The 24,128-nt window shown below is 69.5% G+C and carries 17 protein-coding genes; 13 read left to right on the plus strand and 4 right to left on the minus strand.

Annotation, left to right across the window (positions count from 1 at the left end; all coding sequences use genetic code 11):
- Positions 1-6: 6 nt before the first annotated feature.
- The 7 genes from G578_RS0107850 (at position 7) to G578_RS25320 (ending at position 9,477) form a co-directional block, all read left to right on the plus strand.
- Positions 7-921 (plus strand): SDR family oxidoreductase, encoded by a 915-nt coding sequence (locus G578_RS0107850; protein WP_051244284.1) that lies wholly within the window; start codon positions 7-9, stop codon positions 919-921.
- 88 nt (positions 922-1,009) lie between these two features.
- Entirely contained in the window at positions 1,010-1,993 is a 984-nt protein-coding gene (locus G578_RS25315; RefSeq protein ID WP_051244287.1) for a metalloregulator ArsR/SmtB family transcription factor, read from the plus strand.
- Between the two features lie 13 nt (positions 1,994-2,006).
- Entirely contained in the window at positions 2,007-2,873 is an 867-nt protein-coding gene (metF, locus tag G578_RS0107860; RefSeq protein WP_028793764.1) for a methylenetetrahydrofolate reductase [NAD(P)H], read from the plus strand.
- Positions 2,870-3,766: a homocysteine S-methyltransferase family protein gene (locus G578_RS0107865; protein ID WP_028793765.1), complete on the plus strand. Its 897-nt coding sequence runs from the start codon at positions 2,870-2,872 to the stop codon at positions 3,764-3,766. Before metF ends, G578_RS0107865 begins: the two co-directional genes overlap by 4 nt.
- A gap of 18 nt (positions 3,767-3,784) precedes the next feature.
- Positions 3,785-4,846, plus strand: coding sequence for a homocysteine S-methyltransferase family protein (locus tag G578_RS30390; RefSeq protein ID WP_028793766.1), 1,062 nt, complete (start codon positions 3,785-3,787; stop codon positions 4,844-4,846).
- Positions 4,843-7,506: a methionine synthase gene (metH, locus tag G578_RS0107875; RefSeq protein ID WP_028793767.1), complete on the plus strand. Its 2,664-nt coding sequence runs from the start codon at positions 4,843-4,845 to the stop codon at positions 7,504-7,506. The genes G578_RS30390 and metH overlap by 4 nt, the downstream gene beginning before the upstream one ends.
- Before the next feature lie 408 nt (positions 7,507-7,914).
- Complete coding sequence (locus G578_RS25320; protein ID WP_038013891.1) at positions 7,915-9,477, plus strand: glycosyltransferase family protein; 1,563 nt, start codon at positions 7,915-7,917, stop codon at positions 9,475-9,477.
- Here the strand turns inward: G578_RS25320 and G578_RS0107885 are convergent.
- Both G578_RS0107885 and G578_RS0107890 read right to left on the minus strand, forming a co-directional pair.
- Complete coding sequence (locus tag G578_RS0107885; protein ID WP_038013894.1) at positions 9,438-10,142, minus strand: gamma-glutamyl-gamma-aminobutyrate hydrolase family protein; 705 nt, start codon at positions 10,140-10,142, stop codon at positions 9,438-9,440. The genes G578_RS25320 and G578_RS0107885 overlap by 40 nt on opposite strands.
- Positions 10,142-11,059: an amidoligase family protein gene (locus G578_RS0107890; RefSeq protein WP_051244290.1), complete on the minus strand. Its 918-nt coding sequence runs from the start codon at positions 11,057-11,059 to the stop codon at positions 10,142-10,144. The genes G578_RS0107885 and G578_RS0107890 overlap by 1 nt, the downstream gene beginning before the upstream one ends.
- Before the next feature lie 96 nt (positions 11,060-11,155).
- Between G578_RS0107890 and cydD the strand changes: the two genes are divergently transcribed.
- Both cydD and cydC read left to right on the plus strand, forming a co-directional pair.
- On the plus strand, positions 11,156-12,916 hold the full coding sequence (gene cydD / locus G578_RS25325) for a thiol reductant ABC exporter subunit CydD (RefSeq protein ID WP_051244293.1): 1,761 nt from the start codon (positions 11,156-11,158) through the stop codon (positions 12,914-12,916).
- Positions 12,909-14,567 (plus strand): thiol reductant ABC exporter subunit CydC, encoded by a 1,659-nt coding sequence (gene cydC / locus G578_RS25330; RefSeq protein WP_038013896.1) that lies wholly within the window; start codon positions 12,909-12,911, stop codon positions 14,565-14,567. The genes cydD and cydC overlap by 8 nt, the downstream gene beginning before the upstream one ends.
- Positions 14,568-14,997: 430 nt before the next feature.
- On the opposite strand, the gene G578_RS25335 is transcribed toward cydC, so the two are convergent.
- Positions 14,998-16,521 (minus strand): ArnT family glycosyltransferase, encoded by a 1,524-nt coding sequence (locus G578_RS25335; protein ID WP_051244297.1) that lies wholly within the window; start codon positions 16,519-16,521, stop codon positions 14,998-15,000.
- Between the two features lie 124 nt (positions 16,522-16,645).
- Complete coding sequence (locus tag G578_RS25340; protein ID WP_051244300.1) at positions 16,646-17,554, minus strand: potassium channel family protein; 909 nt, start codon at positions 17,552-17,554, stop codon at positions 16,646-16,648.
- A 137-nt stretch (positions 17,555-17,691) separates the two neighbouring features.
- On the opposite strand from G578_RS25340, the gene G578_RS0107915 reads away from it, so the two are divergent.
- From G578_RS0107915 to G578_RS0107930, 4 genes are all read left to right on the plus strand, one after another.
- Complete coding sequence (locus tag G578_RS0107915; protein WP_028793770.1) at positions 17,692-19,680, plus strand: methylmalonyl-CoA mutase family protein; 1,989 nt, start codon at positions 17,692-17,694, stop codon at positions 19,678-19,680.
- A complete protein-coding gene (scpA, locus tag G578_RS0107920; RefSeq protein WP_028793771.1) occupies positions 19,680-21,830 on the plus strand; it encodes a methylmalonyl-CoA mutase in 2,151 nt (716 codons plus the stop codon). Before G578_RS0107915 ends, scpA begins: the two co-directional genes overlap by 1 nt.
- Before the next feature lie 156 nt (positions 21,831-21,986).
- Positions 21,987-23,006: a methylmalonyl Co-A mutase-associated GTPase MeaB gene (gene meaB, locus G578_RS0107925; RefSeq protein ID WP_051244303.1), complete on the plus strand. Its 1,020-nt coding sequence runs from the start codon at positions 21,987-21,989 to the stop codon at positions 23,004-23,006.
- A 97-nt stretch (positions 23,007-23,103) separates the two neighbouring features.
- Positions 23,104-24,120, plus strand: a complete 1,017-nt coding sequence (locus G578_RS0107930; protein WP_028793773.1) for a thiamine pyrophosphate-dependent dehydrogenase E1 component subunit alpha — start codon at positions 23,104-23,106, stop codon at positions 24,118-24,120.
- Positions 24,121-24,128 lie beyond the last annotated feature (8 nt).

A 24,128-nucleotide genomic window follows, 5' to 3' on the forward strand; every position in this document is an offset into this window, starting at 1 on the left:
GCCGCCATGCCCGACCTTCCCGCTCCGACCATCGCTCCCGGCCACGTCTTCTTCTTCGGCCTCGGCTATACCGCCCTGCGCCTCGCCCGACGGATGCGCGATGCCGGCTGGAGCGTCTCCGGCACCGTGCGCTCGGCGGAAAAGGCCGCCGCCGTGTCGCAGGCGGAAGGGATGACCGTCCACGCCTTCGACGGCACGGCCCCCATCGCCGCCGCCGACCCGTTCGCCGGGGTCACCCATCTGGTCGACACGGTGCCGCCGCGCGAGATCCTGGTGCCGGCACTGGACCGGCACGGCACCGACCTGCGGGCCTGCGAGACGTTGCGCTGGATCGGCTATCTCTCCACCCCGGCGGTCTATGGCGACCGGCAGGGCGGCGTGGTGACGGAGGACGAGCCACCGACCCCCGGCAGCCGACGCGGTGAGCTGCGGTCGGCGGCGGAGCGCGCCTGGCTCGACGCCTTTGCCGACTCGGACGTCGCGGTGCAGGTGTTCCGGGTCGCCGGCATCTACGGTCCCGGCGAGGGGCGCAACGCCATCGAGCAACTGAAAGCCGGCAAGGCGCGGATCATCGACAAGCCGGGGCAGGTCTTCAACCGCATCCATGTGGACGATATCGGCTCGATCCTGCTCGCCTCCATGGCCCGGCCGCGCGACGGGGGGATCTATAACGTGGCCGACACCGAGGCCTGTTCCCCCGCCGACCCGATCGTCTTCGCCGCCGGCCTGCTCGGCATCGACCCGCCGCCCGCCATCCCCTTCGACAGCGCCGAGCTGTCCGAGATGGCGCGCAGTTTCTACAGCGAATGCAAGCGGCTCGACACCAGCCGGCTGACCGGGGAACTGGGCGTGCGCCTCACCTATCCGACCTACCGCGAAGGCCTGCGGGCCATCGCTCGGGAGGCCGGTGTGTCGTCATGAAGACAGTTTCGGTCGACTGAGAACGGAATTCGGCCTTGCTTCGATAAACACATAAAGATATCCTTATGTCGTTATTGGAGGTGACCGCATGGATGACGTGCTTGCAGGACTGAGGGCGATTGCCGAGCCGACCCGGCTGCGGATTCTCGTTCTGTGTGCGCGCTCGGAGCTGTCGGTCACCGATCTGGTCGACATCCTGGGCCAGAGCCAGCCGCGGGTGTCGCGCCATCTCAAGCTGATGGTCGAGGCCGGCGTGCTGGAGCGGAACCGCGAGGGCGCTCGCGCCTACTACCGGGTGGCGGAGCGGAGTTCGGGTGGCGCTGTCGCCCGGGCGCTGACGCCGCTGGTGCCGGTGGACGACGCGATGATGGCCACCGATCTGGCCCGTCTGGAGACGATCCGTACCCGCCGCTCGGAGCGGGCCGTCGCCTATTTCCAGGAGAACGCGGTCCGTTGGGAGGATCTGCGCGGCCTGTATGTGGACGACGGTCTGGTGGATGCCAGCCTGATGGAAGCGGTGCGGGCCGAGCCGGTGGACAGCCTGTTAGATATCGGCACGGGCACCGGCCGGGTGCTGGAGCAGCTGGCCGATCACGTGACCAGTGCGGTCGGCATCGACAACGCCAAGCCGATGCTGGAGATCGCCCGCGACAAGCTGGACCGGGCCGGCGTGAACAACTGCCAGGTCCGCCTGGCCGACATGTATCACCTGCCGTTCCCGGCCGACCGGTTCGACGCGGTGACCCTGAACATGGTCCTGCATCACGCCGAGATGCCGGGCGAGGTCCTGCGCGAGGCGGCCCGGGTGCTGAAGCCGGGCGGCCGGGTGATCCTGGTCGACTTCGCCCCGCACGAGCTGGAGGAACTTCGCGAGCAGCATACCCATCGCTGGCTCGGCTTCTCCGGTGAGGAAATCGGCCGGATGGCGCACAGCGCCGGTCTCGGCCTGGAACCGGCGGTAAGCCTGACCGGCGACCCGCTAACCGTCTGCCTGTGGAGCGCCCGCAAGGCCGACAGCACTGATCTGACAACCGGAAACACCGGCGCCGCAGAATTGCGCGCGGCGTCCTGAGGGGATGAGCGTCATGTCCGACACTCCACGCGTTAGCTTCGAATTCTTCCCGCCCAAGGACGAGGACGGCGAGGCCAAGCTTTGGCACACGGTTGCCCGGCTGGAGCCCTACTGCCCGTCCTTCGTCTCGGTGACCTACGGGGCCGGCGGCAGCACCCGCGAGCGCACCAGCCGCATCGTCAAGCGCCTGGCCCGCGAGAGCAGCCTGACCCCGGCGGCACATCTGACCTGCGTCGGTGCCACCCGTGAGGAGGTCGACGACATCGTCCGCGAATGGCAGGCCGCCGGCATCAAGCATATCGTCGCCCTGCGCGGCGACGCCCCGGCCGATGCGGAGAAGTACGAGCCGCATCCCGGCGGCTACGCCAACGCGGCGGAGCTGACCGAGGGCCTGCGCCGCATCGGCGATTTCGAGATTTCCGTCGGCGCCTATCCGGACGTCCATCCGGACAGCCCGACCCCGGCGGCCGACCTCGACAATCTGAAGCGGAAGATCGATGCCGGGGCCACCCGGGCGATCACCCAGTATTTCTTCGACGCCGACACGTTCCTGCGGTTCCGCGATGTCTGCGACAAGGCCGGGATCACCGTGCCGGTCGTGCCGGGCATCCTGCCGGTGACGAACTTCAAGACCGTGGTGCGCTTCTCCAACGCCTGTGGCGCGATCGTTCCCGCCTGGATGGCCGAGCTGTTCGACGGTCTGGACGAGGATCCGGAGACCCGACAGCTCGTCGCCGCCACCACGGCCAGCGACCTGTGCATGAAGCTGATGGAAGAGGGGGTGGAGGATTTCCACTTCTACACCCTCAACCGGCCCCAGCTCACCGCCGCGATCTGCCGCCGTCTCGGCCTGCGGCCGGAAATGGAGGCCGCGGCGTGACAACTCGCTTCACCGAACCCAAGGCTGGCTCCAGGACCGGCCCCGCGCTGGTCTCCGGCGGGTTCGGGGAGCTGTCGGCGCGTGCCGGGTCGTCCTGCCTGGAGGAGCTGAACATCACCGACCCCAAGGCGGTGATCGACGTGCACCGCCGGCATCTGGACGAGGGCGCGGAGATCCTGCGCACCAATACCGGCGGGGCTTCGCCGGAGCGGCTGGACCGCTACCGCATGCATGACGAGGCGTTCATCGTCTCCTACATGGCGGCCGAACACGCCTCCAAGGCGGCACGGAGCCATGGCGGCGACCGGCGGGTGATGGGCGTGGCCCGGGTGGAAGCCCTGGCGCCGCTGATCGGCTTCCTGCCGCTCGACCGTGTGGAGGCGGCGTCGCGCACCATGGCCTCCGGGCTGGTGGGCGGCGGTGCCGACCTGCTGCTGCTGGAGACGGCGCAGTGTCCGGCGCGGATCGTCGCCGCCATGGCCGGCGCCCGGCGCGGCATGGCCGATGCCGGCCGCGCGGTCCCGGTGCTGGTGAAGCTGCGCTACGAGACGCGGCTGGGCGCGCTGGCGCGCGGTGCGATCACCGACGGGCTGGCCCGGGCGGCGGCGGCCGTCGCCGGGATCGGCGCCCAGGGCCTGTCTCTGGCGCCGGACAACCTGGACCGGCCGTATGCGGAGACCCTGCGGGCGGTGGCCACGGCCTATGGCGGCCCGCTCTTCGTCGATCTGTCGCCGTCCTCGCCCCATTGGGCGGCGGTGGCGGAGACGGATCTGCGGCGCCGGATCGCCTGGGCTGCCGGGCGCCGCCTGGAGCCGTTGGACGATACCGAGGCGCCGGCCCGTCCGGCGCCGGCGAACGATGCGGGCCCGAGACCGGCCGCCCGCAGCTACTGACCGATTTGGAGAGTCCGAATGACTGAAGCGGCACGAGAACTCTCGCGCCTCGCGGAGCAGAGGGTTGTGATCCTGGACGGTGCCATGGGCACCATGATCCAGGGGCTCAGCCTGACCGAGGAGCACTTCCGCGGGGATCGCTTCACCGACGCGAACCACGACCTGAAGGGCGACAACGACATCCTCAACCTCTCCCAGCCGGAGATGATCGAGGATATCCACCGCCAGTATTTCGAGGCCGGCGCCGATATCGCGCAGACCAACACGTTCAACGCGACCTCGATCAGCCAGGCGGATTACGGCCTGTCGCACCTGGCCAAGGAGATCAACGTCGAGGGTGCGCGGATCGCCCGGCGCGCCGCCGACAAGGTGCGCGAGGAGGAGGGGCGCCCGACCTTCGTCGCCGGCGCCCTCGGCCCGACCAACCGCACCGCCTCGATTTCGCCGGACGTCTCCGATCCGGGCGCGCGCAACACCAACTTCGACGAGCTGCGCGAGGCCTATCTGGAGGCCACCCTCGGCCTGATCGAGGGCGGCGCCGACATCATCCTGGTGGAGACCATCTTCGACACGCTGAACGCCAAGGCGGCCCTGTTCGCCGTGGAGCAGGCGTTCGACGAGAGCGGCACCAGGCTGCCGATCATGATCAGCGGCACGATCACCGACCGGTCCGGCCGCACCCTGTCCGGCCAGACGCCCGAGGCGTTCTGGAACTCGGTGCGTCACGCCAACCCGTTCAGCGTCGGCTTCAACTGCGCGCTGGGCGCCAAGGACCTGCGCCCGCACGTGGCCGAGCTGTCGCGGGTGGCCGACGTCCGGGTCTCCGCCTACCCCAATGCCGGTCTGCCGAACGAATTCGGCGGCTATGACGAGAAGCCGGAACAGACCGCCGCCCATCTCGGCGGCTGGGCGGAGGACGGCTTGGTGAACGTCGTCGGCGGGTGCTGCGGCACAACGCCCGCGCACATCGCCGCCATCGCCCGGCAGGTCAAGGCGGCCGCACCGCGGGTGGTGCCCCAGCTCTCAATCCGCATGCGTCTGTCCGGCCTAGAACCTTTCGATCTGAGGAGTGCATTTTGACCGAGCGCCAGGGAACTTTTGTCAATATTGGCGAACGGACCAACGTCACCGGCTCCGCTCGCTTCCGCAAGCTGATCGCCGAGAGCGAGTACGAGACCGCGCTGGAGGTCGCCCGGCAGCAGGTCGAGAACGGCGCCCAGATCCTCGACGTGAACATGGACGAGGGCCTGCTCGACAGCGAAGCGGCGATGACCACCTACCTCAACCTGATCGCCAGCGAGCCGGATATCAGCCGCGTGCCGATCATGGTCGACAGCTCCAAGTGGAGTGTGATCGAGGCCGGGCTGAAATGCCTGCAGGGCAAAGGCATCGTGAACTCGATCAGCCTGAAGGAGGGCGAGGAGCAGTTCCTGCAGCAGGCGCGTCTGGTCCGCCACTACGGCGCCGCCGTGGTGGTCATGGCCTTCGACGAGCAGGGCCAGGCCGATACGGCTGCGCGCAAGTTCGAGATCTGCAAGCGGGCCTACGACCTGCTGCTGGAGAAGGTCGATTTCCCGCCTGAGGACATCATCTTCGACCCGAACATCTTTGCCGTCGCCACGGGCATCGAGGAGCACAACAACTACGCCGTCGATTTCTTCGAGGGCACCCGGATGATCAAGGAGAACCTGCCGCACGCCCTGGTTTCCGGCGGCGTGTCGAACGTGTCCTTCTCGTTCCGCGGCAACAACGCGGTGCGCGAGGCGATGCACGCCTGCTTCCTGTACCACGCCATCAACAATGGCATGGACATGGGCATCGTCAACGCGGGCGCCCTGCCGGTCTATCAGGACATCCCCGAGGATCTGCGCGAGCGGATCGAGGATGTGCTGCTGAACCGGCGCGAGGACGCGACCGACCGGATGCTGGAGATCGCCGAGCAGTATCGCGGCGCCGGCGGTGCCGCCAAGGTGATCGACGACAAGTGGCGCGAGGAGCCGGTCGAAAAGCGTCTGGAGCATGCCCTGGTCCACGGCATCGGCGATTTCGTCGAGGCCGACGTGGAGGAGGCGCGCCTGAAGGCGGACCGGCCGATCCACGTGATCGAGGGCCCGCTGATGGACGGCATGAACGTCGTCGGCGACCTGTTCGGCGCCGGCAAGATGTTCCTGCCCCAGGTGGTGAAGTCGGCCCGCGTGATGAAGAAGGCGGTCGCCGTCCTGCTGCCGCATATCGAGGCGGAGAAGGACGAACATCAGAGCGCCAAGGGCAAGATCCTGATGGCGACCGTGAAGGGCGATGTCCACGACATCGGCAAGAACATCGTCGGCGTGGTGCTGCAGTGTAACAACTACGAGGTCATCGACCTCGGCGTGATGGTGCCCTGCGCGAAGATCCTGGAGGTCGCCGCCGAGGAGAAGGTGGACGCCATCGGCCTGTCCGGCCTGATCACGCCCAGCCTGGACGAGATGGTGTATGTCGCCTCCGAGATGCAGCGCGAAGGGCTCGACCTGCCGCTGCTGATCGGTGGGGCGACGACCTCGAAGATGCACACCGCGGTCAAGATCGACCCGGCATATGCCAAGGGTCCGGTGGTGCATGTGATCGACGCCAGCCGCGCCGTCGGCGTGGTGCAGGAACTGCTGTCGCGCGACCGCAAGGCGGCCTACGCGGAGGGCATCCGGGCCGACTACCAGAAGATGGCCGAGAAGCGGCGCACCGGCCGCGTCGATCGCGACCGCATCAGCATCGCCGATGCGCGGGCCAACAAGGCGAAGATCGACTGGAGCGGCTACCAGCCGCCGAAGCCGGCCTTCGAAGGCATCAAGACCTTCGAGGATTATCCGCTGCAGGACCTGGTCGACCGGATCGACTGGCAGCCGTTCTTCGCCACCTGGGAGCTGCGCGGTCGGTTCCCGGACATCCTCGACGACCCGAAGGTCGGCGAGGCCGCACGGCCGCTGTGGAACGACGCCCAGGAGATGCTGAAGCAGATCGTCGACGGCGGCTGGGCCAAGCCGCGCGCCGTGATCGGCTTCTGGCCGGCCAAGGCCGAGGGCGACGACATCCGCCTGAAGACCGAGGCGGGCGAGACGGTGGTGCACACCCTGCGCCAGCAGATGCCGCGCGGCGCGGAGTCCGAGAACCGTAAGCCGAACCTGGCCCTGTCCGACTATATCTCGCCCGAGGGCGGCGACTGGCTCGGCGGCTTCACGGTGACCACCGGCCTCGAGATCGAGCACAAGGCCAAGGAGTTCGAGGACGACGGGGACATGTACAACTCGATCCTCGTGAAGGCCCTGGCCGACCGTCTGGCGGAGGCCTTCGCCGAGCACATGCACGAGCGGGTGCGCCGCGAGTTCTGGGGCTATGCCGCCGACGAGACGCTCACCAACGAGCAGCTCATCGCCGAGGATTACCAGGGCATCCGTCCGGCGCCCGGCTATCCGGCCTGCCCGGACCACACCGAGAAGGGCACGCTGTTCGAGCTGCTGGACGCGGAGAAGCAGACCGGGGTCGAGCTGACCGAGTCGTTCGCCATGTGGCCGGCGTCGTCGGTCTCCGGCTGGTACTTCTCCCATCCCGACGCCCGCTATTTCGGACTCGGTCGGATCGAGCGCGACCAGGTCGAGGACTATGCGCGCCGCAAGGGCATGTCCGTCGAGGAGGTCGAGCGCTGGATGGCGCCGTCGCTTGCCTACGATCCGGACGAGGAACGCAACAAGCGCGAAGCCGCCTGAGGCGTCGCGCGAGAGATCTGGGTCCCGGACGCCCCTTTGTGGGGACTCCGGTCGGACGAGGGAATGGCCTCACCTCTCCCTCGACCGGAGACGCGACAGCGTCGTCCGGGACCTGGTGCCCATTTTGGATGGTTTGACCCATCCGGTTACAAACCCACCCCGTTGCTCTCGGATCACTCCCCGGCCTTGTGCCGGGGTCGATCCGTCAAACGCGGATCGGCTGGACTTCCGATCCCGACCGCCGGTGCCGGGTGAGGCGTGGCCCCGGCACAGGACCGGGGAGTGCGGGTAAGGGGGTACGGCAGCAACTCGCCGCTGCGGTTACCCCACCCCCGCCTGCCATCCCGCTTGCAGCCTTTGGCGTCCCGTGGTTGAAGCCTTGGGTCTTCGATCGCCGCCCTGTGGCCCATGTCCCGTCTGCTCAGCTTCCTCGACCGTCCCATCGCCGCGGCGCTCGCGCTGAGCCGTGTGCGGGTGTTCCTCGCCGCGGTCGCGCTGTACTACGGCGCCGGCTGGCTGATCCGGATGGTGCTGCTGTCGGGATCCTCGGGGGACGAGGCCCAGCTCATGCTGTACGGCCAGAGCTTCGCGCTCGGCTACGATTTCGGGAATCCGCCGGTCGCCGGGTGGCTGGCGGCGGTGGCGGAGTGGGTGGTCGGGCCGACCCTGGGGGCGACAGTGGCGATCCGCTACGGCCTGCTGGCCCTGTTCTTCGCCGCCATGCTGGGCGCCGCGCGCGACGCGATCGCCGACCGCCGGCTGGCCGTCGCCGCCGCCCTGTCGCCGGTGGCGTTCTGGTTTCTCGGCTGGGCCTCGCTGACCGTCTACATGGACAGCCTCGCCCTGATCGTCGCCCTGGCCACGACCGTCTGGCTGATGCTCAGGCTGTCGCGTCTGCCCACGACGGCGGGCTTCCTCTGCCTTCTGCCGGTGATCGGTTTGGGGCTGCTCAGCAAGTTCAGCTACGGGCCGGTCCTGGTCCTGCTGATCCTCTCGGCCCTGGCGGTGCCCCGGATGCGGGCGGTGGTGGCCGACCGCCGGTTCTGGATCGCGGTCGCCGGCGGCGTGATCCTCGCCGCACCGGCCCATGGCTACGTCCTCGCGCAGATGGAGACCTGGCTGGCGGTGGCCGAGGCCCGCATCCTCGACGGTGCGATCGCCGCGCATCCGCCGGAGGGGCCGCTGGAGCGCGGGCTGCTGGCGCTGAAGGCGGCCTTTGACTTCTCCCTGCCGCTGCTGCCGCTGTTCGTTCTGTTCTTCGGCCGGGCGCTGTGGACGCTGCGCACGCAGGCGCTGCCCGTCACCCAGCGCCCGGTTGTCCTGTGGCTCGGCCTGTGGGTGGTCCTGGTGCTGTTCTCCCTGGGCCTGGCCATGGCGGTCGCCGGCGTCGACAAGCTGCGGGAACACTACCTGTTCGTGCTGATCCCGCTGCCGATCCTGCTGTTCGCGCTGGTGCCGCCGGGCGGGGTCGGGGGCCGGGTGGTCGGCGGGTATCTCGCCGTGCTCTGCCTCCTGGCGGTCACCGCGCTGGGCGGTCTGGCGGCCCAGGCAATGGTCGCGCCGTTAGACTGCAGCAAATGCCGCCTGGTGATGCCGTGGTCGGACTATGCAGGGCAACTGCGCGCCGCCGGATTCGAGCGCGGTACCATCGTCAGCTTCGACTCGCCCTCGACGGATGCGGGCCCGAATCTGCGCCGCCATCTCGAGACCGTCCGCGTGTGGACCAACAAGCGCCCGTTCTATTCGCCACCGCCTCTGGCGGAGCCCGGCGGCTGCGTCGTCGTGTGGAACGAGACGCGATATCCCGCCACACTCGACTCGCTGCGCGCGGCGCCGGTCAGTCAGATCGGAGAGCCCCTGCCGGCGCATGCGGTGGTGGGCACATTGACCGCGGACCTGCCGCTGACCGGCCGACCCGCCCCCGTGCTCGGCTACGCGCTGATCGCCGAGGGGATCGGCGGCTGCCGGTAGTCGCGCCGGCGCGCGGCACCGATCAGGGTCGAGAAGACCGCCCGATGGCGGCTGCTCCAGGGCATGAGCTCCGGATGCCACTGGACGCCCAGCCGCATCGGCCCGTCCGTCGTCTCCACCGACTGGATGAACCCGGCGGTCTCCCGCGCGGCGACGACCAGCCCGTTACCGACCACGTCGACCGCCTGATGGTGCAGGGCGTTGATGGTCAGCGGCTTGGTTCCGGTGATCCGCGACAGCAGGGTCTGTTCCTTGATCTCCACCGTCTTGCAGGGGAACAGCGATCGCTTGTTCCGATAGCCCGGCTTGGCGGTCACGATATCGCGCAGCAGGGTGCCGCCGCGATGGACGTTCAGAAGCTGCATTCCGCGGCAGATCCCCAGGATCGGCGCGCCGACCGCATCGGCCCAGGCGATTCCGGCCAGTTCCAGCGCATCGCGGTCCGGGTCGTAGGGCCATTCGTCGCTGGTGTCGACGCCGTAGAGCCGCGCCTCGATATCGACGCCGCCGCCGATGATGAGCCCGTCCAGATCGTCGAAGCTCTCGCGGATGCCAGGACCGATGGTCACGGGCCAGCCCCCGGCCAGCAGCACGTTGAACGCGTTGGCCAGACGCATCGCCCGGCCCTTGCGCTTGCCGGTGGTGATGCCGATACGCGGGCGCATCAGATGCGTTCCAACCACGGTCGGGCCCGCTCCCGGGCCCAGGTGTCGATCCGATCCGACAGCGCCCGGTCGTCGAGCGCCAGCGCCTCCACGGTCAGCCAGCGTTCCCACTCGCGGGTGATCGACCAGAACGGGCTCTCGAGATCGGCGTTCGGCAGGCGCCAGTGGAAGGTCGGACGGCTGGAGATCTTCTGGTCGTGCAGCCGCGCACGCACGCGCCGGCCGTCGATATGCGCGAAGACCGGCAGCATATCCAGCTCGCGATTGCGCGTCGGATTGAACGAGATGTAGTCGTCGATCAGGGTATCCATGTCCGGAGCATAGTCGTTCCGGAGCACATGACGCATGTAATCGTCGCCGAACGTGGCGACGAAGGGCAGGAGCGACCGGGTGAAATCGACCTGTATCGCCTCGCGCAGGCCGGCCGACATCAGCAGATAGGCCTGCAGCACTTTGCGGAGCGCCGTGGCGTTGAGGTCGGTTTCCCAGAGTTCCGGATTGAGATGCATGCCGAAGCCGTTCAGCAGCCCGGCGCGGGTTCCCTTGGCGCCGTTTTCGGCCAGCGCGCGCACCAACTGGTCCAGTTCCCCGATCCTGTCGCCCTCCAACGGTGGAGCCACGATCTCGGTCGGCACCACGTCGCGGCCGAGCTCGGCCAGCAGTTCCTTGGTCTGATCCAGGATGCCGCCGTCGTCGCCGGCCTTCTGGATCCACGACCAGTCGAGCTCGACGGACACGTCGCCGATGGAGGTGTCGCGGATCACGGCGGCATACGGGCTTGAGTGCTCGACGGTGCCGCCCAGCCGGTCGGCCACGATCCAGGCGGTCTCCAGGGTTCCGACACCGCCGAATTCGATCTCGACGCCAACCTTTCGGTCGACGCTCCGGCCCAAGGCCGAGGGAGGGGGGACAGCCATAGTCTGGGAAATATGAACTTCTTTGGCCTTATCAACCAGCCCCCCGGATTACGGGCGGGTTTGACACTCCCCCGCCCCCGCGCTACCGCAACGCCGATGGTCGAGATCTCCGCTTCCGCCCCGGCACCCGACGCCGCATCGCCTTCCACCGCCGCCGGCGACCGACCGGCGGAGCGTCGGCGCACGGCCTGGCTGAAGCGGCTCGCCACCGGTCAGGGAGCGGCGCTCGCGGCGATGGTGGGCGCCGGTCTGCTGGCCGCCGGCGTCGCGGTTGTCCAGGCGTGGGTGATCGCCGGTCTGATCGCCGATGCCATCGACGGCGCCGGTCTCTCCGCCCTGTGGCCGCCGGCATTGTTGGCCCTTGTCCTGATCGTCCTGCGCGGTGCGCTCTCCGTCGCCTCGGAGGTCGTCGGTGCCGCCGCGTCCCATCGGATCAAGCAGGCGGTGCGCGGGCAGGTTCTCGCCGCCCTGTCCGATCTCGGTCCCGCCTGGTTCGACCAGCGCGCCAGCGGCGCCGTGGCGACGACGGCCGTCGATCAGGTCGAGGCCCTGGACGGGTTCATCGCCCGCTTCTATCCGGCCCAGATCCTCGCCGGCGCGGTGCCGGTCGCCCTGCTGGTGCCGGTGTTCCTGGTCGACCCGCCCTCGGGCTGGATGCTGTTGGCGGCGGGGGCGCTGACCCCGGTGATCATGGGGCTGGTCGGCTGGCGCACCGGCGTGCACGCGCGCTCCCAGGTGACCGCGATGAAGCGCGCCAACGGCTACTTCCTCGACCGGCTGCAGGGGCTGGCCACCCTCAAGCTGTTCGGCGAGATCGACCGCGAGCGCGGCCGCATGCGCGCCGTCTCCGATGATCTGCGCCGCCGGACCATGGGCGTGCTGCGGCTGGCCTTCCTGTCCTCCACGGCGCTGGAGCTGCTGTCGTCCCTGGCCCTCGCGCTGGTGGCGGTGCATCTTGCCGGCGGCCTGCTCCAGGGCGACGGCATGGCGCTGGCCGAGGGGCTGTTCCTGCTGATCCTGGTGCCGGAGATCTTCCAGCCGCTGCGCCGCCTCGGCGCCCACTATCACGACAAGGCCGCCGCCGTGGGCGCGGCCGAGGCGCTCCTGGAGATCCTCGACGCCGCCGACGACCTGCCGGCACGCGCCGCCCCCGTGTCGCGCACCGGGGCGCCGGGCCTCGCGTTCGAGGGGCTGTCGCTCGCCTATCCCGGCGGGCGGCGGACGGCGCTGGACGGCGTGAGCTTCCAGGTGGCGCCCGGCGAGGTGGTGGCTCTGGTCGGAGAGAGCGGGTCGGGCAAGTCGACCCTGCTGTCCGTCCTGCTCGGTCTGCGCCGGCCGACCGCCGGTCGGGTGCTGGTCGACGGCGTGCCGCTGGACGGCAGGGCGCTGGTGCCGTCGCTCGCCTGGGCGGGGCAGCGGGTGCGCATCCTGTCGGCCAGCCTGCGCGACAATCTGACCCTCGGCCGGCCGGGCGCGGCTGATGCCGTGCTGACCGAGGCGCTCGACGCCGCCTCCCTCGGTCCGGTGGTCGACCGGTTGCCGGATGGGCTCGACACCGTGGTCGGCGAGGGCGGGCGGGCGCTGTCCGGCGGCGAGGCGCGGCGGGTGGCGCTAGCCCGGGCCCTGGTCCGCGACGCCCCGCTGGTGTTGCTGGACGAGCCGACAGCCAATCTCGACCGGGACAGCGAGGCGGCGGTGCTGTCGGCGCTGCGCCGCCTGACCCGGGGCCGCACGGTGCTCGTCGCCACCCATTCCCCCGCGGTGATCGCCCTGGCGGACCGGGTGGTGCGGCTGGAACGGGGCCGCGTGGTCGAAACCCGCGCGGCCGGGCAGACCGAGGGGGCGCCGAATGGCTGACCTCCTGTATTTCCTGGGTCTGACAAAAGGTCGGGCGGGATGGATGCTGCTCGGCACCGTGCTTGCGGTGCTGGTGGTCGGGCTCGGGCTGGCCCTGCTCGGGCTCGCCGGGGCGGTCGCGGTCGGCGCGTTGGCGGGCGGGGCATGGCTACTGCGGCCGGTGGCGCTGGGCCGGTCGGCGGCGCGCTATCTGGAGAAGCTGACCACCCACGAGGCGACCTTTCGCATCCTCGCCGATATCCGGCTGTGGTTCTTCGACCGTCTGGTGCCACTGGTACCGGGGCGGATCGGCGGACAGGCGACGGGGGGATTGCGTGCCGGCGATCTGCTGTCCCGGCTGGTGGGCGACGTGGACGCGCTGGACGGGCTCTACATCCAGCTCGTGACGCCCAGCGTGGTGGCGCTGCTGGCGGCGCTGGCCCTGGCGGCGATCCTGTCGGCGGTGGCCCCGCCGGTCGCCGTCGCCGTGCTGCTGATCCTGGCGCTGGCCGGGCTCGGCGTGCCGGCGCTGACGGAGCGGGCGGGCCGGTCCGCGGGGCTCGAGCAGGTGCGGCGGGCGGCCGAGCTGCGCCAGCAGGTGATCGACCTGACCCAGGGTCTCACCGACCTGATCGCCCATGGCGCGGTCGGTCGGGCGCTGGCTGAGATCGATCGGGTGTCCGAGCGCCATGGCGCGGCGGTGCGCCGCCAGGCGGTGATCGCCGCCGTCGGCGCCGCGGCGACGCAGATGCTCACCCAGGCGGCGCTGGTCGCCGTGCTGCTGGTCGGCGTGGCGGTCGCCGGCGGGGCCGGAGAGGGCGTCGGGCCGATGCTGGCCATCGGCGCGTTCGTGACTCTGGCGGCGTTCGAGGCGGTCGCCCCCCTGCCGCTGGCCTATCAGATGCTCGGCCGCACGCGGGCGGCGACCCGGCGCCTGCGCGAGGTGGCGGAGATGGCGCCGACGGTCACCGATCCGTCCCAGTCCCTGTCCCCACCCAAGCCCCTCTCGGAGGGCAGCGATATTCGGCTGGAGGGTGTGCGCTTCGCCTATCCGGGCGCCGTCCGGCCGGCACTGGACGCGGTCGATCTGGAGATCGAGGCGGGCGAGCGGGTGGCGATCGTCGGGCCGTCCGGTTCCGGCAAGTCGACCCTGTTCGCGCTGCTGATGCGGTTCCACGATCCCGACTCGGGTACGGTGCGGGTCGGTGGCGCGGACCTGCGCGCGCTGACCCAGGCGGATCATCACGCCCGCCTGGGCGTGCTGTCCCAGGGCACGCCGATCCTGGCCGGCACCCTGCGCGACAACCTGCTGCTGGGCTCCCCCGAGGCGGGCGAGGCGTCCGTGGCCCGCGCCCTGCGCATCGCCGGGCTGGACCGGATGGTCGCCGATCTGCCGGACGGGCTCGACACCTGGCTCGGCGAGGCGGGGGTGGCGCTGTCCGGCGGCGAGGCCCGGCGGGTGGCGCTCGCCCGGGTGATCCTGCGCGACGCCCCGATCCTGCTGCTGGACGAGCCGACCGAGGGCCTGGACGCGGAAACCGAGCGGGCGGTGCTGGCCGCCCTGGACGAGGTGATGGCGGGGCGGACCGTGGTGATGATCACCCACCGCCCGGCGGTGACCGCGGCGATGGACCGGATCGTGCGCATCGAGGACGGGCGGCTGGTTCCGTAGGTCGAGGGTCTGCGGCGTTCCGGCCGTGCGCGGTGATTTGCTGTGTGCGGGGATTTGGGGGCCATCCGCCGAGACGATATCGGCGGGGTTCCAGCGGTCTCCCCTCTAGGTCCCGGCGCAAGGCCGGGAAGACGAAGGAGGTTGCTACCGTCACCCCCCCCCGTCTCCCCGGCCTTGCGCCGGGGTCCAGGGTTGCGATCCGTTGGAGCGTCGACAGTGACGCGGGGGTGTTCCGGCTGTCCTGCGCCCCAACTCCGGGAGGTTAGAGCCAAATCCGACCATATTGAATCATTTCATGATTCAATATGGTCGGTGAATTTGTCTCTAAAACAATGAGATAGAGCAGATTCACGCACGCTGACGCGATCACGAAGTGATCCCGTCACCGCACGATCTGCTCTAGGTTGCGGTGAAGGGGGGCGTCGCCGCCCTATTCCCAGCCCTTGAAGCCGCTGACCAGCCAGACCTCCAGGCGCCTGGTGCGCCCGTAGCTGGTGATGGAGATCACCCGGACCTGCTCGGTGGCCTCGAAATGGTCGAGGATCGCCGCCGGCGTCTCCCATTCGGTGATCATCAGCGCCCGGTCGGTCTTTTCCGGGTCGTAGGGGACGGCAAGCTCGTAGTGATGTTCCGGCTGGCGGTTCCAGTCCCAGACATAGACCGGCCGCTTGCCCGGCTGCAGATCGCCGACGCCGAGCTGATCGCGCATGTAGTACAGCAGCGAGGCCATGGCGATGCGGTCGGTCATCAGGACCGGCAGGTCCGGATTGGTGAGGATTTCGGGCCGGGCGGCCTCGGCCACTTTTTCCCAGCCGGCCATCCGCGAGAAACCGCGGTCGGTCAGCGGGATCCGCAGGGTCGGCCAGACCGCGACGACCACCGCGAAGGCGAGGCAGGCGACCACATGCGGCACCAGCGTGGCGTAGCGCATCCAGCGCGGCGCCTGTCCCACCAGCCATAGCGCCACCAGCACCGTCGCCGTGGGGTAGGCGGTGGCCGCCCAGTTGGCATTGGCCCGCGACAGGAAGGCCTGGAAGGTGATAACCGCCAGCGGCGGCAGGGCGATGGCCAGCAGGAACTTCTCGGTGTCGCTCGCCCGACCGCGGATCCAGGCGATCAGGCGCCAGGCGAGGATGGCGAACGGGATTGGTCCGAACACGCCGGCCTGCTCGCCGAGGAACTGCAGCGCCTTGGAGATCCGGAACTTCTGCGACGGGTCGGCGCCCAGGTTGGTGTTGTCGCCGAGATGGGCGACCGTGGCGAAGTGGTTGGCGGCGTTCCAGTACAGGTTCGGCGACAGGATCAGCAGCGCCAGCGCCAGGACCAGCAGGCCCCGCAGGTCGCGCAGGATCCAGCGGTCGCGCGGGCTGACCACCAGATGCAGCGCGATGCCGAGAAAGGCATAGGCCATGGCGTATTTCGCCAGCATGCCGACGCCGATGGCGAGGCCGGCCACCACGGCCCAGCGCCAGGCGCGCGTGTCCAGCAGCCGGCGGTAGCCTGTGGCGGCCAGCGCCCAGCAGAACAGCAGCGGCACGTCGGTGGAGACGATCAGGCTGGAGAAGGCGATCGAGGGCAGGGTGATCCAGATCAGCGCCGACCACATGGCGACCCGGCTGTCGGCGACCGACCGGCCGAGCCCGTACAGCGCCAGGGCGGTGCCGGCATGCAGCAGCGGCGAGGAGGCGCGCACGCAGGCCTCGGCGTCGCCGCAGACCGAGGTGGTGGCGGCGATGATCCAGGCGATCAGCGGCGGCTTGGTGAAATAGCCGAGGTCGAGGGTCTGGGCCCAGGTCCAGTACTGCGCCTCGTCGCCGTAGAGCTCCAGCCCGGTCAGCGCGTTGGCGAAGAGCCTCAGCGTCGTAAGGCCGATCACCCAGGCCAGCGCGATGCGCAGATGGGTGGTCTCCGGCAGGGGCGGGGAGGGCTGGGTCGGCATCGCAGGGGAGGTCATGCAGCCTCGGGGTCGGTCGCGTCTAGAGCCTTTCCCGATCACCCGTGAGCGGGAAATGCTCGCAATCTATTGAAGATAGAGCAGACTCACGCGAGCAGATGGAATCATCTGCTCGCGATCTGCTCTAGGTGTCCCGCGTGGCGCGCAACACCGCCTGGAAGCCGAACAGCAGCAGGATGATGCCCAGCACGATCTGCACCGCCACCACGGCCCGTACCGCATAGGTCAGCGGAACGATGTCTCCATACCCCACCGTGGAGAGCGTGACGATGGAGAAGTAGAGGCTTTCGGCGAAGCCGATGTCGCGGGCCAAGCCGGAGAAGCTGAAGGTGTCGACGCCGTCCAGCCGGTCGATCAGCCGGTACAGGGCGGCGAAGACCACGGTGATCAGCGAATAGAAGGTCAGGAAGGCGAAGGCCGGTTTGATCAGCCGGGCCGCGGTTTCGTAAAAATCCTCGAACAGCAGGCCGGTATCGACCAGGAACACAGCCACGCTGTGCCCGGCGAAGAAGATCACCATGGCGATCACCGACATCGCCCCCAGCAGCCACGCCCCCCGCTGCTGCACATCCCAGTTCTCCAGCGGAACCAGGAAGTTCAGCACCCCGATCGCCGTCACCGGCAGCAGCCACAGAAACACCCGCCCGAACCGGGTTTCGATGCGGGGATGTTCGGACAGGATCACCGACCGGATGCCCTGGCGCCGGAGATAGACCGCCAGCGCGAAGCCCAGGATCGGCAGCAGGAAGGCGACCACCTCGATCAGCCGGCTGGTCGGCGCGAACCGCGCCTCCAAAAACGAGACATAGACGCAGGCATAGACGCTGATCGCGTTGGCGAAGGTGATCGAGAAGAACCGGCTGCCGGGCAGCAGGCGGTGCAGCAGGGCCACGACCACGGCGACCGTGATCAGCACCACGGTCGTAAGCTGCCAGTTCGCCCCGCCCGCCGACGTCGCCACCAGGACGAGCAGGATGACGGTTGCGATGGCGGGGGCCAGCCAGTGCGGGCGGTGGTCGTCGCTCGGTCTCATGGTGTTCTTTTGCCACCAACGCGGCGTCCGGTCACGGGTTCTGCCGTTTCCGGAATGCGCTCGGTCGGTTGCCTCTTTGCTGAGCAAGTCGTATCTGATGAATGACGGTTCATGCAGAGACGGGCACGGGGACTGCCATGAGTGACGCCGATACCGAAGCGCTGACGCTCGCTGCCGATTTCCCGGCGGCAGATCGCGAAGCCTGGCGCAAGCTGGCGGAAGCCGCACTGAAGGGCGCTCCGTTCGACAAGGCGCTGACAAGGCGCCTGGCCGAGGGCATCGTCACCGACCCGATCTATGCCGCCGATACCGGTCAGACGCCGGCCGATGCCGCGACCCGCAATGCCGGGGCGCTGGAGCGGGTGGCCCTGGGCTGGGATATCCGCCAGCTCCACGCCCATCCGGACCCCGAGGCGGTGAACAAGTCTGCGCTGGCCGACCTGGAACGCGGCGTCAATTCGGTGATCCTGCGCCTGGACAAGGCCGGCCGGCGCGGCGGCACGGCGGCGGACGATCCCGAGAACGCCGGTGTCGACGGCGTCCTTCTGCACTCCGTGGATGCCCTCGACACCGCCCTGAACGGCGTGTTCCTGGAAGCGGCCACGGTCTCGCTGCAGCCCGGCGGAGCCTTCGGAGCCACCGCCGCGATGATGCGGGCGCTGTGGGAGCGGCGCGGGATCGGCAAGGCGGAGGTGCTGGGCCATCTGGGCGCCGACCCGTTGGGTGCGCTTGCCGCCGAGGGCATGCTGCCGGAGCCCTTGGACGCCTCGCTGAACCGGATGGCCAAGCTGGCAACCGAGACGGCGAAGGCCTATCCGAAGGTCACGGCCGTCTCCGTCGACACCTCCGCCTATCATGGCGCCGGGGCGAACGAGGCGATGGATCTGGCTTACGCCCTGGCCACCGGTGTGGCCTATCTGCGGGCGATGGAAGCGGCGGGTCTGTCGGTGGAAGTTGCCGCCCGGCAGATCGAGTTTTCGCTCCCGGTGGGTGTGGACGTGTTCCTCGGCATCGCTAAGCTGCGCGCCGCCCGTCGGCTCTGGGCCGAGATCCTCGGCGCCTGCGGCGTGGCGCAGGACGCCCGAACGATGCGCCTGCACGTCGTGACGGCGCCGAATGCCTGGGCCGGCCGCGATCCCTGGGTGAACATGCTGCGGGCGACGGTCGCGACCTTCGCCGGCGCGGTCGGTGGGGCGGACAGCATCACCGTGCTGCCCTACAGCCATGCCTGCGGCCTGCCCGACGGCTTCGCCCGGCGCATCGCCCGCAACACCCAGATCATCCTGGCCGAGGAGAGCAATCTGGCGAAGGTCGGCGATCCGGCCGGCGGCAGCTGGTACGTGGAAAACCTGACCGACCAGCTCGCGGCCAAGGCCTGGGACCGGTTCCGCGCGATCGAGGCGGCCGGCGGCATGGCCAGGCACCTGACCTCCGGTGCCGCCGCGAAGGAGTGCGCGGAGGCCTGGGCCGAGCGCGAGCGGCGGATCGCCGGGCGGCGCGAGGAGCTGACCGGCGTCAACGCCTTCCCGAAGGTGGACGAGACGCCGGTCGATCTGGAGAGCGTGGACCGTAAGGCGCTGGTCGCGGCCGCCGCCCAGGGGCTGGCCGGCGATCAGACGCTGGACGGGCTGCTGGGAGCCGAGGGTGCGCCCGAAACGATCACCGCGCCAACCGCCCACCGCCTGGGCGAGGCGTTCGAGATCCTGCGCGATGCCGCCGACGCCGCCGCCAGACGGCCGACGGCCCTGCTGGTGCTGCTCGGCGGCCCTGCCATGTCGACGGCGCGCGCGACCTTCACGCGCAACCATCTGGGCACCGGCGGCGTCGCCTGTGTGGATGCGGACGGCGACACGGGCGACCTGAAAGCGGTCCTGGCCAAGGCCGGGACCGATTTGGCCGTGATCTGCTCCAGTGATAGCATCTATGCCGAGCGTGCGGCGGAGACCGCCAAAGCCCTGAAGGCCGCCGGCGCCCGCGAGGTGCTGCTGGCCGGGCGTCCCGGCGACCACGAGGCCGCCTGGGCCCAGGCTGGGATCGACGGCTACCTCTTTGCCGGCGACGACACGCTCGCCACGGTGCGCGGCGTGCTCAGCCGTCTCGGCGTTCTGAACGAGGGAGGCCAGTGATGAGCCGGATACCCGATTTCGCCAGCCTCGACCTGGGCCGCGGCGCCGCCGCTTCTGCCCCCGACGCCGAGCCCTGGGTGACCCCGGAAGGCATCGCGGTGAAGCCGTTCTACACGGCGGAGGACCTGGAAGGCCTCGACCACCTGAACACCTGGCCGGGCATTCCGCCGTTCCTGCGCGGCCCGTACCCGACCATGTATGTGACCAAGCCGTGGACGATCCGCCAATACGCGGGCTTCTCGACGGCGGAGGAGAGCAACGCCTTCTACCGCCGCAACCTGGCGGCCGGGCAGAAGGGCCTCTCCATCGCCTTCGACCTCGCCACCCACCGCGGCTACGACAGCGACCATCCGCGCGTCGCCGGCGATGTCGGCATGGCCGGCGTGGCGATCGACAGCATCATGGACATGCAGACCCTGTTCGGCGGCATCCCGCTGGACGAGATGAGCGTGTCGATGACCATGAACGGCGCGGTGCTGCCGGTGATGGCGCTCTACATCCTCGCCGCCGAGGAACAGGGTGTGGCGCCGGAGAAGCTGAGCGGGACCATCCAGAACGACATCCTCAAGGAGTTCATGGTCCGCAACACCTACATCTACCCGCCGATCCCCTCCATGCGGATCATCTCCGACATCTTCGCCTTCACCTCGGAGAAGATGCCGAAGTTCAACTCGATCTCGATCTCCGGCTATCACATGCAGGAGGCAGGGGCGACGGCGGACCTTGAGCTCGCCTACACCCTGGCGGACGGCGTGCAGTACATCCGCGCCGGCATGGATGCCGGGCTGGACGTGGACCGGTTCGCGCCGCGCCTGTCGTTCTTCTGGGCGATCGGCATGAACTTCTTCATGGAGGTCGCCAAGATGCGGGCCGCGCGCCTGCTCTGGGCCAAGCTTGTGAAGGAGTTCGGGGCGAAGTCCGACAAATCGCTGTCGCTGCGCACCCACTGCCAGACCTCCGGCTGGTCGCTGACGGCCCAGGACGTGTTCAACAACGTGACGCGCACCTGTGTGGAGGCGCTGGCCGCCACCCATGGGCATACTCAGTCGCTGCACACCAACGCCCTCGACGAGGCGCTGGCCCTGCCGACCGACTTCTCGGCGCGCATCGCCCGCAATACCCAGCTTCTCATCGCCCAGGAGACCGGGACGACCCGGGTGATCGACCCGTGGGGCGGCTCCTACTATGTGGAGCGACTGACCCGCGATCTGGCGGAGAAGGCCTGGGCGCATATCCAGGAAGTGGAAAGCTACGGCGGCATGGCCAAGGCGATCGAGGCCGGCATTCCGAAGATGCGCATCGAGGAGGCGGCCGCCCGCACCCAGGCGCGCATCGACAGCCGGCGCCAGACCATCGTCGGCGTGAACAAGTACCGGACCGACGATCCCGAGAACATCGAGATCTTGAAGGTCGACAACGCCAAGGTCCGCAAGGGCCAGCTCGAACAGCTCGCCCGCCTGCGGGCCGAGCGGGACCAGTCCAAGGTCGACGCCACCCTCGACGCGCTGACCAAGTCGGCGGAGACCGGGGAAGGCAACCTGCTGGCTCTGGCCGTCGACGCCGCCCGGGCCCGGGCGACGGTCGGCGAGATCTCCTTGGCGCTTGAGAAGGTCTGGGGCCGTCACGTCGCCGAGGTGAAGGCGATCTCGGGCGTCTATTCCAAGGAAGTGGGGGAGAGCGCCGTGGTGAACCAGGTCAAGCAGCTTGTCGCCGAGTTCGAGGAGCAGGAGGGCCGGCGCCCCCGCATCCTGATCGCCAAAATGGGCCAGGACGGCCACGACCGCGGCCAGAAGGTGATCGCTACGGCCTTCGCCGATCTGGGCTTCGACGTGGATATCGGCCCGCTGTTCCAGACCCCGGCCGAGGCAGCGCGCCAGGCGGTGGAGAACGATGTCCATGTGGTCGGCGCGTCGTCGCTGGCGGCGGGGCATCTGACGCTCGTGCCGGAACTGCGCGAGGAACTGGCCAAGCTGGGGCGCGAGGACATCATGGTCGTTGTCGGCGGCGTGGTGCCGCCGCAGGACTACGACGCGCTCTATGAGGCCGGCGCGGCGGCGATCTTCCCGCCGGGCACGGTGATCGCGGAGGCGGCCATCGACCTGCTGAAGAAGCTGCTCGACACCTTCGGCGACGAAACCCGCGCGGCCTGAGGGAAGCGCACACCCTCTTTCTCTTCACTCACTCCCCGGATTTATTCCGGGGCCCACCCGTCAGTTCGCTCGATCGTTGAAGGTGAGGCACGCTGGCGGGTAGGCCCCGGAATAAATCCGGGGAGTGATCAAGATACAGTTCATTCGAAGGATCCCATGACAGACGCCCCGGCCACATCGCCCCGCCGCCGTACCCTGTCGGTCGACGACTACGTCGCCGGCGTGCGGTCCGGCGACCGGGCGGTGATCGCCCGCGCCATCACCCTGGTGGAAAGCCGCAAGCCGGCCCACCGGGAGCTGGCGCAGGAAATGCTGGTCCGCCTGCTGCCCCATGCGGGGGCGGCCCACCGGGTCGGCATCACCGGTGTGCCGGGCGTGGGCAAATCCACCTTCATCGAGGCGCTCGGCAAGCACCTGACCGGCAGCGGCCACAAGGTCGCCGTCCTCGCCGTCGATCCGACCAGCGGGCGCTCCGGCGGCTCGATCCTGGGCGACAAGACGCGGATGACCGATCTCGGCCAGGACGAGAACGCCTTCATCCGTCCCTCGCCCTCGGCCGGCACCCTCGGCGGCGTCGCCCGCGCCACCCGGGAGACCATGGTGGTGGTGGAGGCCGCCGGCTTCGACGTGGTGCTGGTGGAGACCGTCGGCGTCGGCCAGAGCGAGGTCACCGTCGCCGACATGGTCGACATGTTCATGGTGCTGATGCTGCCGGGCGCCGGCGACGAGCTGCAGGGCATCAAGAAGGGCATCCTGGAGATCGCCGACATGCTGGTGATCAACAAGGCCGACGGCGACAACAAGGACCGCGCCCAGCGGGCGGCCCGTGAGTACAAGGGCGCCCTGCACATCCTGCAGCAGGCCGATCCCGACTGGTCGCCCCGCGTGCTGACCTGCTCGGCCCTGATCAAGCAGGGGATCGACGAGGTCTGGGGCACGGTGAAGGAGCACCGCCAGGCACTGGAGGCGGCAGGCTCCTTCGAGCGCAAGCGCGCCGGCCAGCAGGTCCGCTGGATGTGGGCCATGGTTCGCGACCGGCTTATCGGCGCCCTGGAGGGCCACCCGGAGGTGAAGGCCCTGGTGCCCGAGTTGGAGGCCGCCGTGGTCGATGGCGATACCACCCCGGCGGTGGCGGCGACCCGCATCCTGGAAGCGTTCGGGCTCGACCATGCCTGAGCACCCCACAACCATCGTCGTCTTGACCCCGCATCGCGCCGCTCTCTAAGGTTTCGCCACCCGGCGACAAGATCGGGGTTCCTGCGGGGAGGTACTCGTGACGGCAGACCCACGCGCGCCGCAGGCGGCGCGGAATCTCGATCTCGACCGGTTGCTCGCCCATCACAAGCTGATGTGGCGGATCCGCGCCTTCGAGGAGGCGGCACTCCGGGCCAATACCGATAAGCTGGTGCTGGGCGCCATCCATCCCTCCATCGGCCAGGAAGGCATTGCCGTCGGCGTCTGTTCGAACCTGCGCACCGACGACATCCTCGCCTCCACCCATCGCGGCCACGGCCACACCCTGGCGAAGGGCGCCGATCCAACCGCCATGATGCGCGAGCTGCTGGGCCGCGAGGGCGGGACCAGCCACGGCAAGGGCGGCTCCATGCACATCGCCGACTTCTCGGTTGGGATGCTGGGTGCCAACGGCGTTGTCGCCGCCAACATCCACATCACGGCGGGGGCCGCCCATGCGATCAAGCTGCGCGGCGAGGACCGGGTCGCCTGCTCGATCTTCGGCGACGGCGCGATCAACCGGGGACCGTTCCTCGAAGGGCTGAACTGGGCCAAGGTGTTCGAGCTGCCGGCGCTGTTCGTCTGCGAGGACAACGGCTACGCCTCGACCACCCGCACCGCCGACATGACCGCCGGCAAGGGCCCGGCCGCCCGGGCCGAGGCGATCGGCCTGCCGGCGATGGAGGTCGACGGCAACGACGTGGTCGCCCTGGACGAGGCGGTGCGCGACGCGGTCGCCGCAATCCGCGCCGGCGGCGGGCCGCGTTTCATCAACGCCAAGACCTACCGGTTGACCGGCCATACCGCCGCCGACCCGGACGGCTACCGCGCGCGCGACGACGTGGCCGCCGCCTGGAAGCGCTGCCCGATCACCCGCCTGGCCCAGACCCTGGCCGATGCCGGGGTACGCGGCGACCAGCTCGCCGCCCATGAGCGCGACGCCATCGAGGAGATGGACGCGGTCTATGACGACGCCAAGGCGGCCCCCTGGCCGCCGCTCTCCCGCGCCTTTGCCGATGTCCAGGACGTCGGCGATCCGCGCAACGGCGCCTATTGAGGAGGCCC

Origin of the sequence: Thalassobaculum salexigens DSM 19539 (genome assembly GCF_000423805.1) — a bacterium.
In the GTDB taxonomy this organism is placed as follows: Bacteria; Pseudomonadota; Alphaproteobacteria; order Thalassobaculales; family Thalassobaculaceae; genus Thalassobaculum; species Thalassobaculum litoreum.

What these genes read in the sequence shown, in the direction of transcription:
- G578_RS25335 (WP_051244297.1), bottom strand. Translation starts at nt 16,521, where the DNA reads ATGACCTCCCCTGCGATGCCGACCCAGCCCTCCCCGCCCCTGCCGGAG.
- G578_RS25320 (WP_038013891.1), top strand. Translation starts at nt 7,915, where the DNA reads ATGTCCCGTCTGCTCAGCTTCCTCGACCGTCCCATCGCCGCGGCGCTC.
- cydC (WP_038013896.1), top strand. Translation starts at nt 12,909, where the DNA reads ATGGCTGACCTCCTGTATTTCCTGGGTCTGACAAAAGGTCGGGCGGGA.
- G578_RS0107850 (WP_051244284.1), top strand. Translation starts at nt 7, where the DNA reads ATGCCCGACCTTCCCGCTCCGACCATCGCTCCCGGCCACGTCTTCTTC.
- G578_RS25315 (WP_051244287.1), top strand. Translation starts at nt 1,010, where the DNA reads ATGGATGACGTGCTTGCAGGACTGAGGGCGATTGCCGAGCCGACCCGG.
- G578_RS0107885 (WP_038013894.1), bottom strand. Translation starts at nt 10,142, where the DNA reads ATGCGCCCGCGTATCGGCATCACCACCGGCAAGCGCAAGGGCCGGGCG.
- G578_RS0107915 (WP_028793770.1), top strand. Translation starts at nt 17,692, where the DNA reads ATGAGTGACGCCGATACCGAAGCGCTGACGCTCGCTGCCGATTTCCCG.
- G578_RS25340 (WP_051244300.1), bottom strand. Translation starts at nt 17,554, where the DNA reads ATGAGACCGAGCGACGACCACCGCCCGCACTGGCTGGCCCCCGCCATC.
- G578_RS30390 (WP_028793766.1), top strand. Translation starts at nt 3,785, where the DNA reads ATGACTGAAGCGGCACGAGAACTCTCGCGCCTCGCGGAGCAGAGGGTT.
- G578_RS0107890 (WP_051244290.1), bottom strand. Translation starts at nt 11,059, where the DNA reads ATGGCTGTCCCCCCTCCCTCGGCCTTGGGCCGGAGCGTCGACCGAAAG.
- scpA (WP_028793771.1), top strand. Translation starts at nt 19,680, where the DNA reads ATGAGCCGGATACCCGATTTCGCCAGCCTCGACCTGGGCCGCGGCGCC.
- cydD (WP_051244293.1), top strand. Translation starts at nt 11,156, where the DNA reads ATGGTCGAGATCTCCGCTTCCGCCCCGGCACCCGACGCCGCATCGCCT.
- metF (WP_028793764.1), top strand. Translation starts at nt 2,007, where the DNA reads ATGTCCGACACTCCACGCGTTAGCTTCGAATTCTTCCCGCCCAAGGAC.
- meaB (WP_051244303.1), top strand. Translation starts at nt 21,987, where the DNA reads ATGACAGACGCCCCGGCCACATCGCCCCGCCGCCGTACCCTGTCGGTC.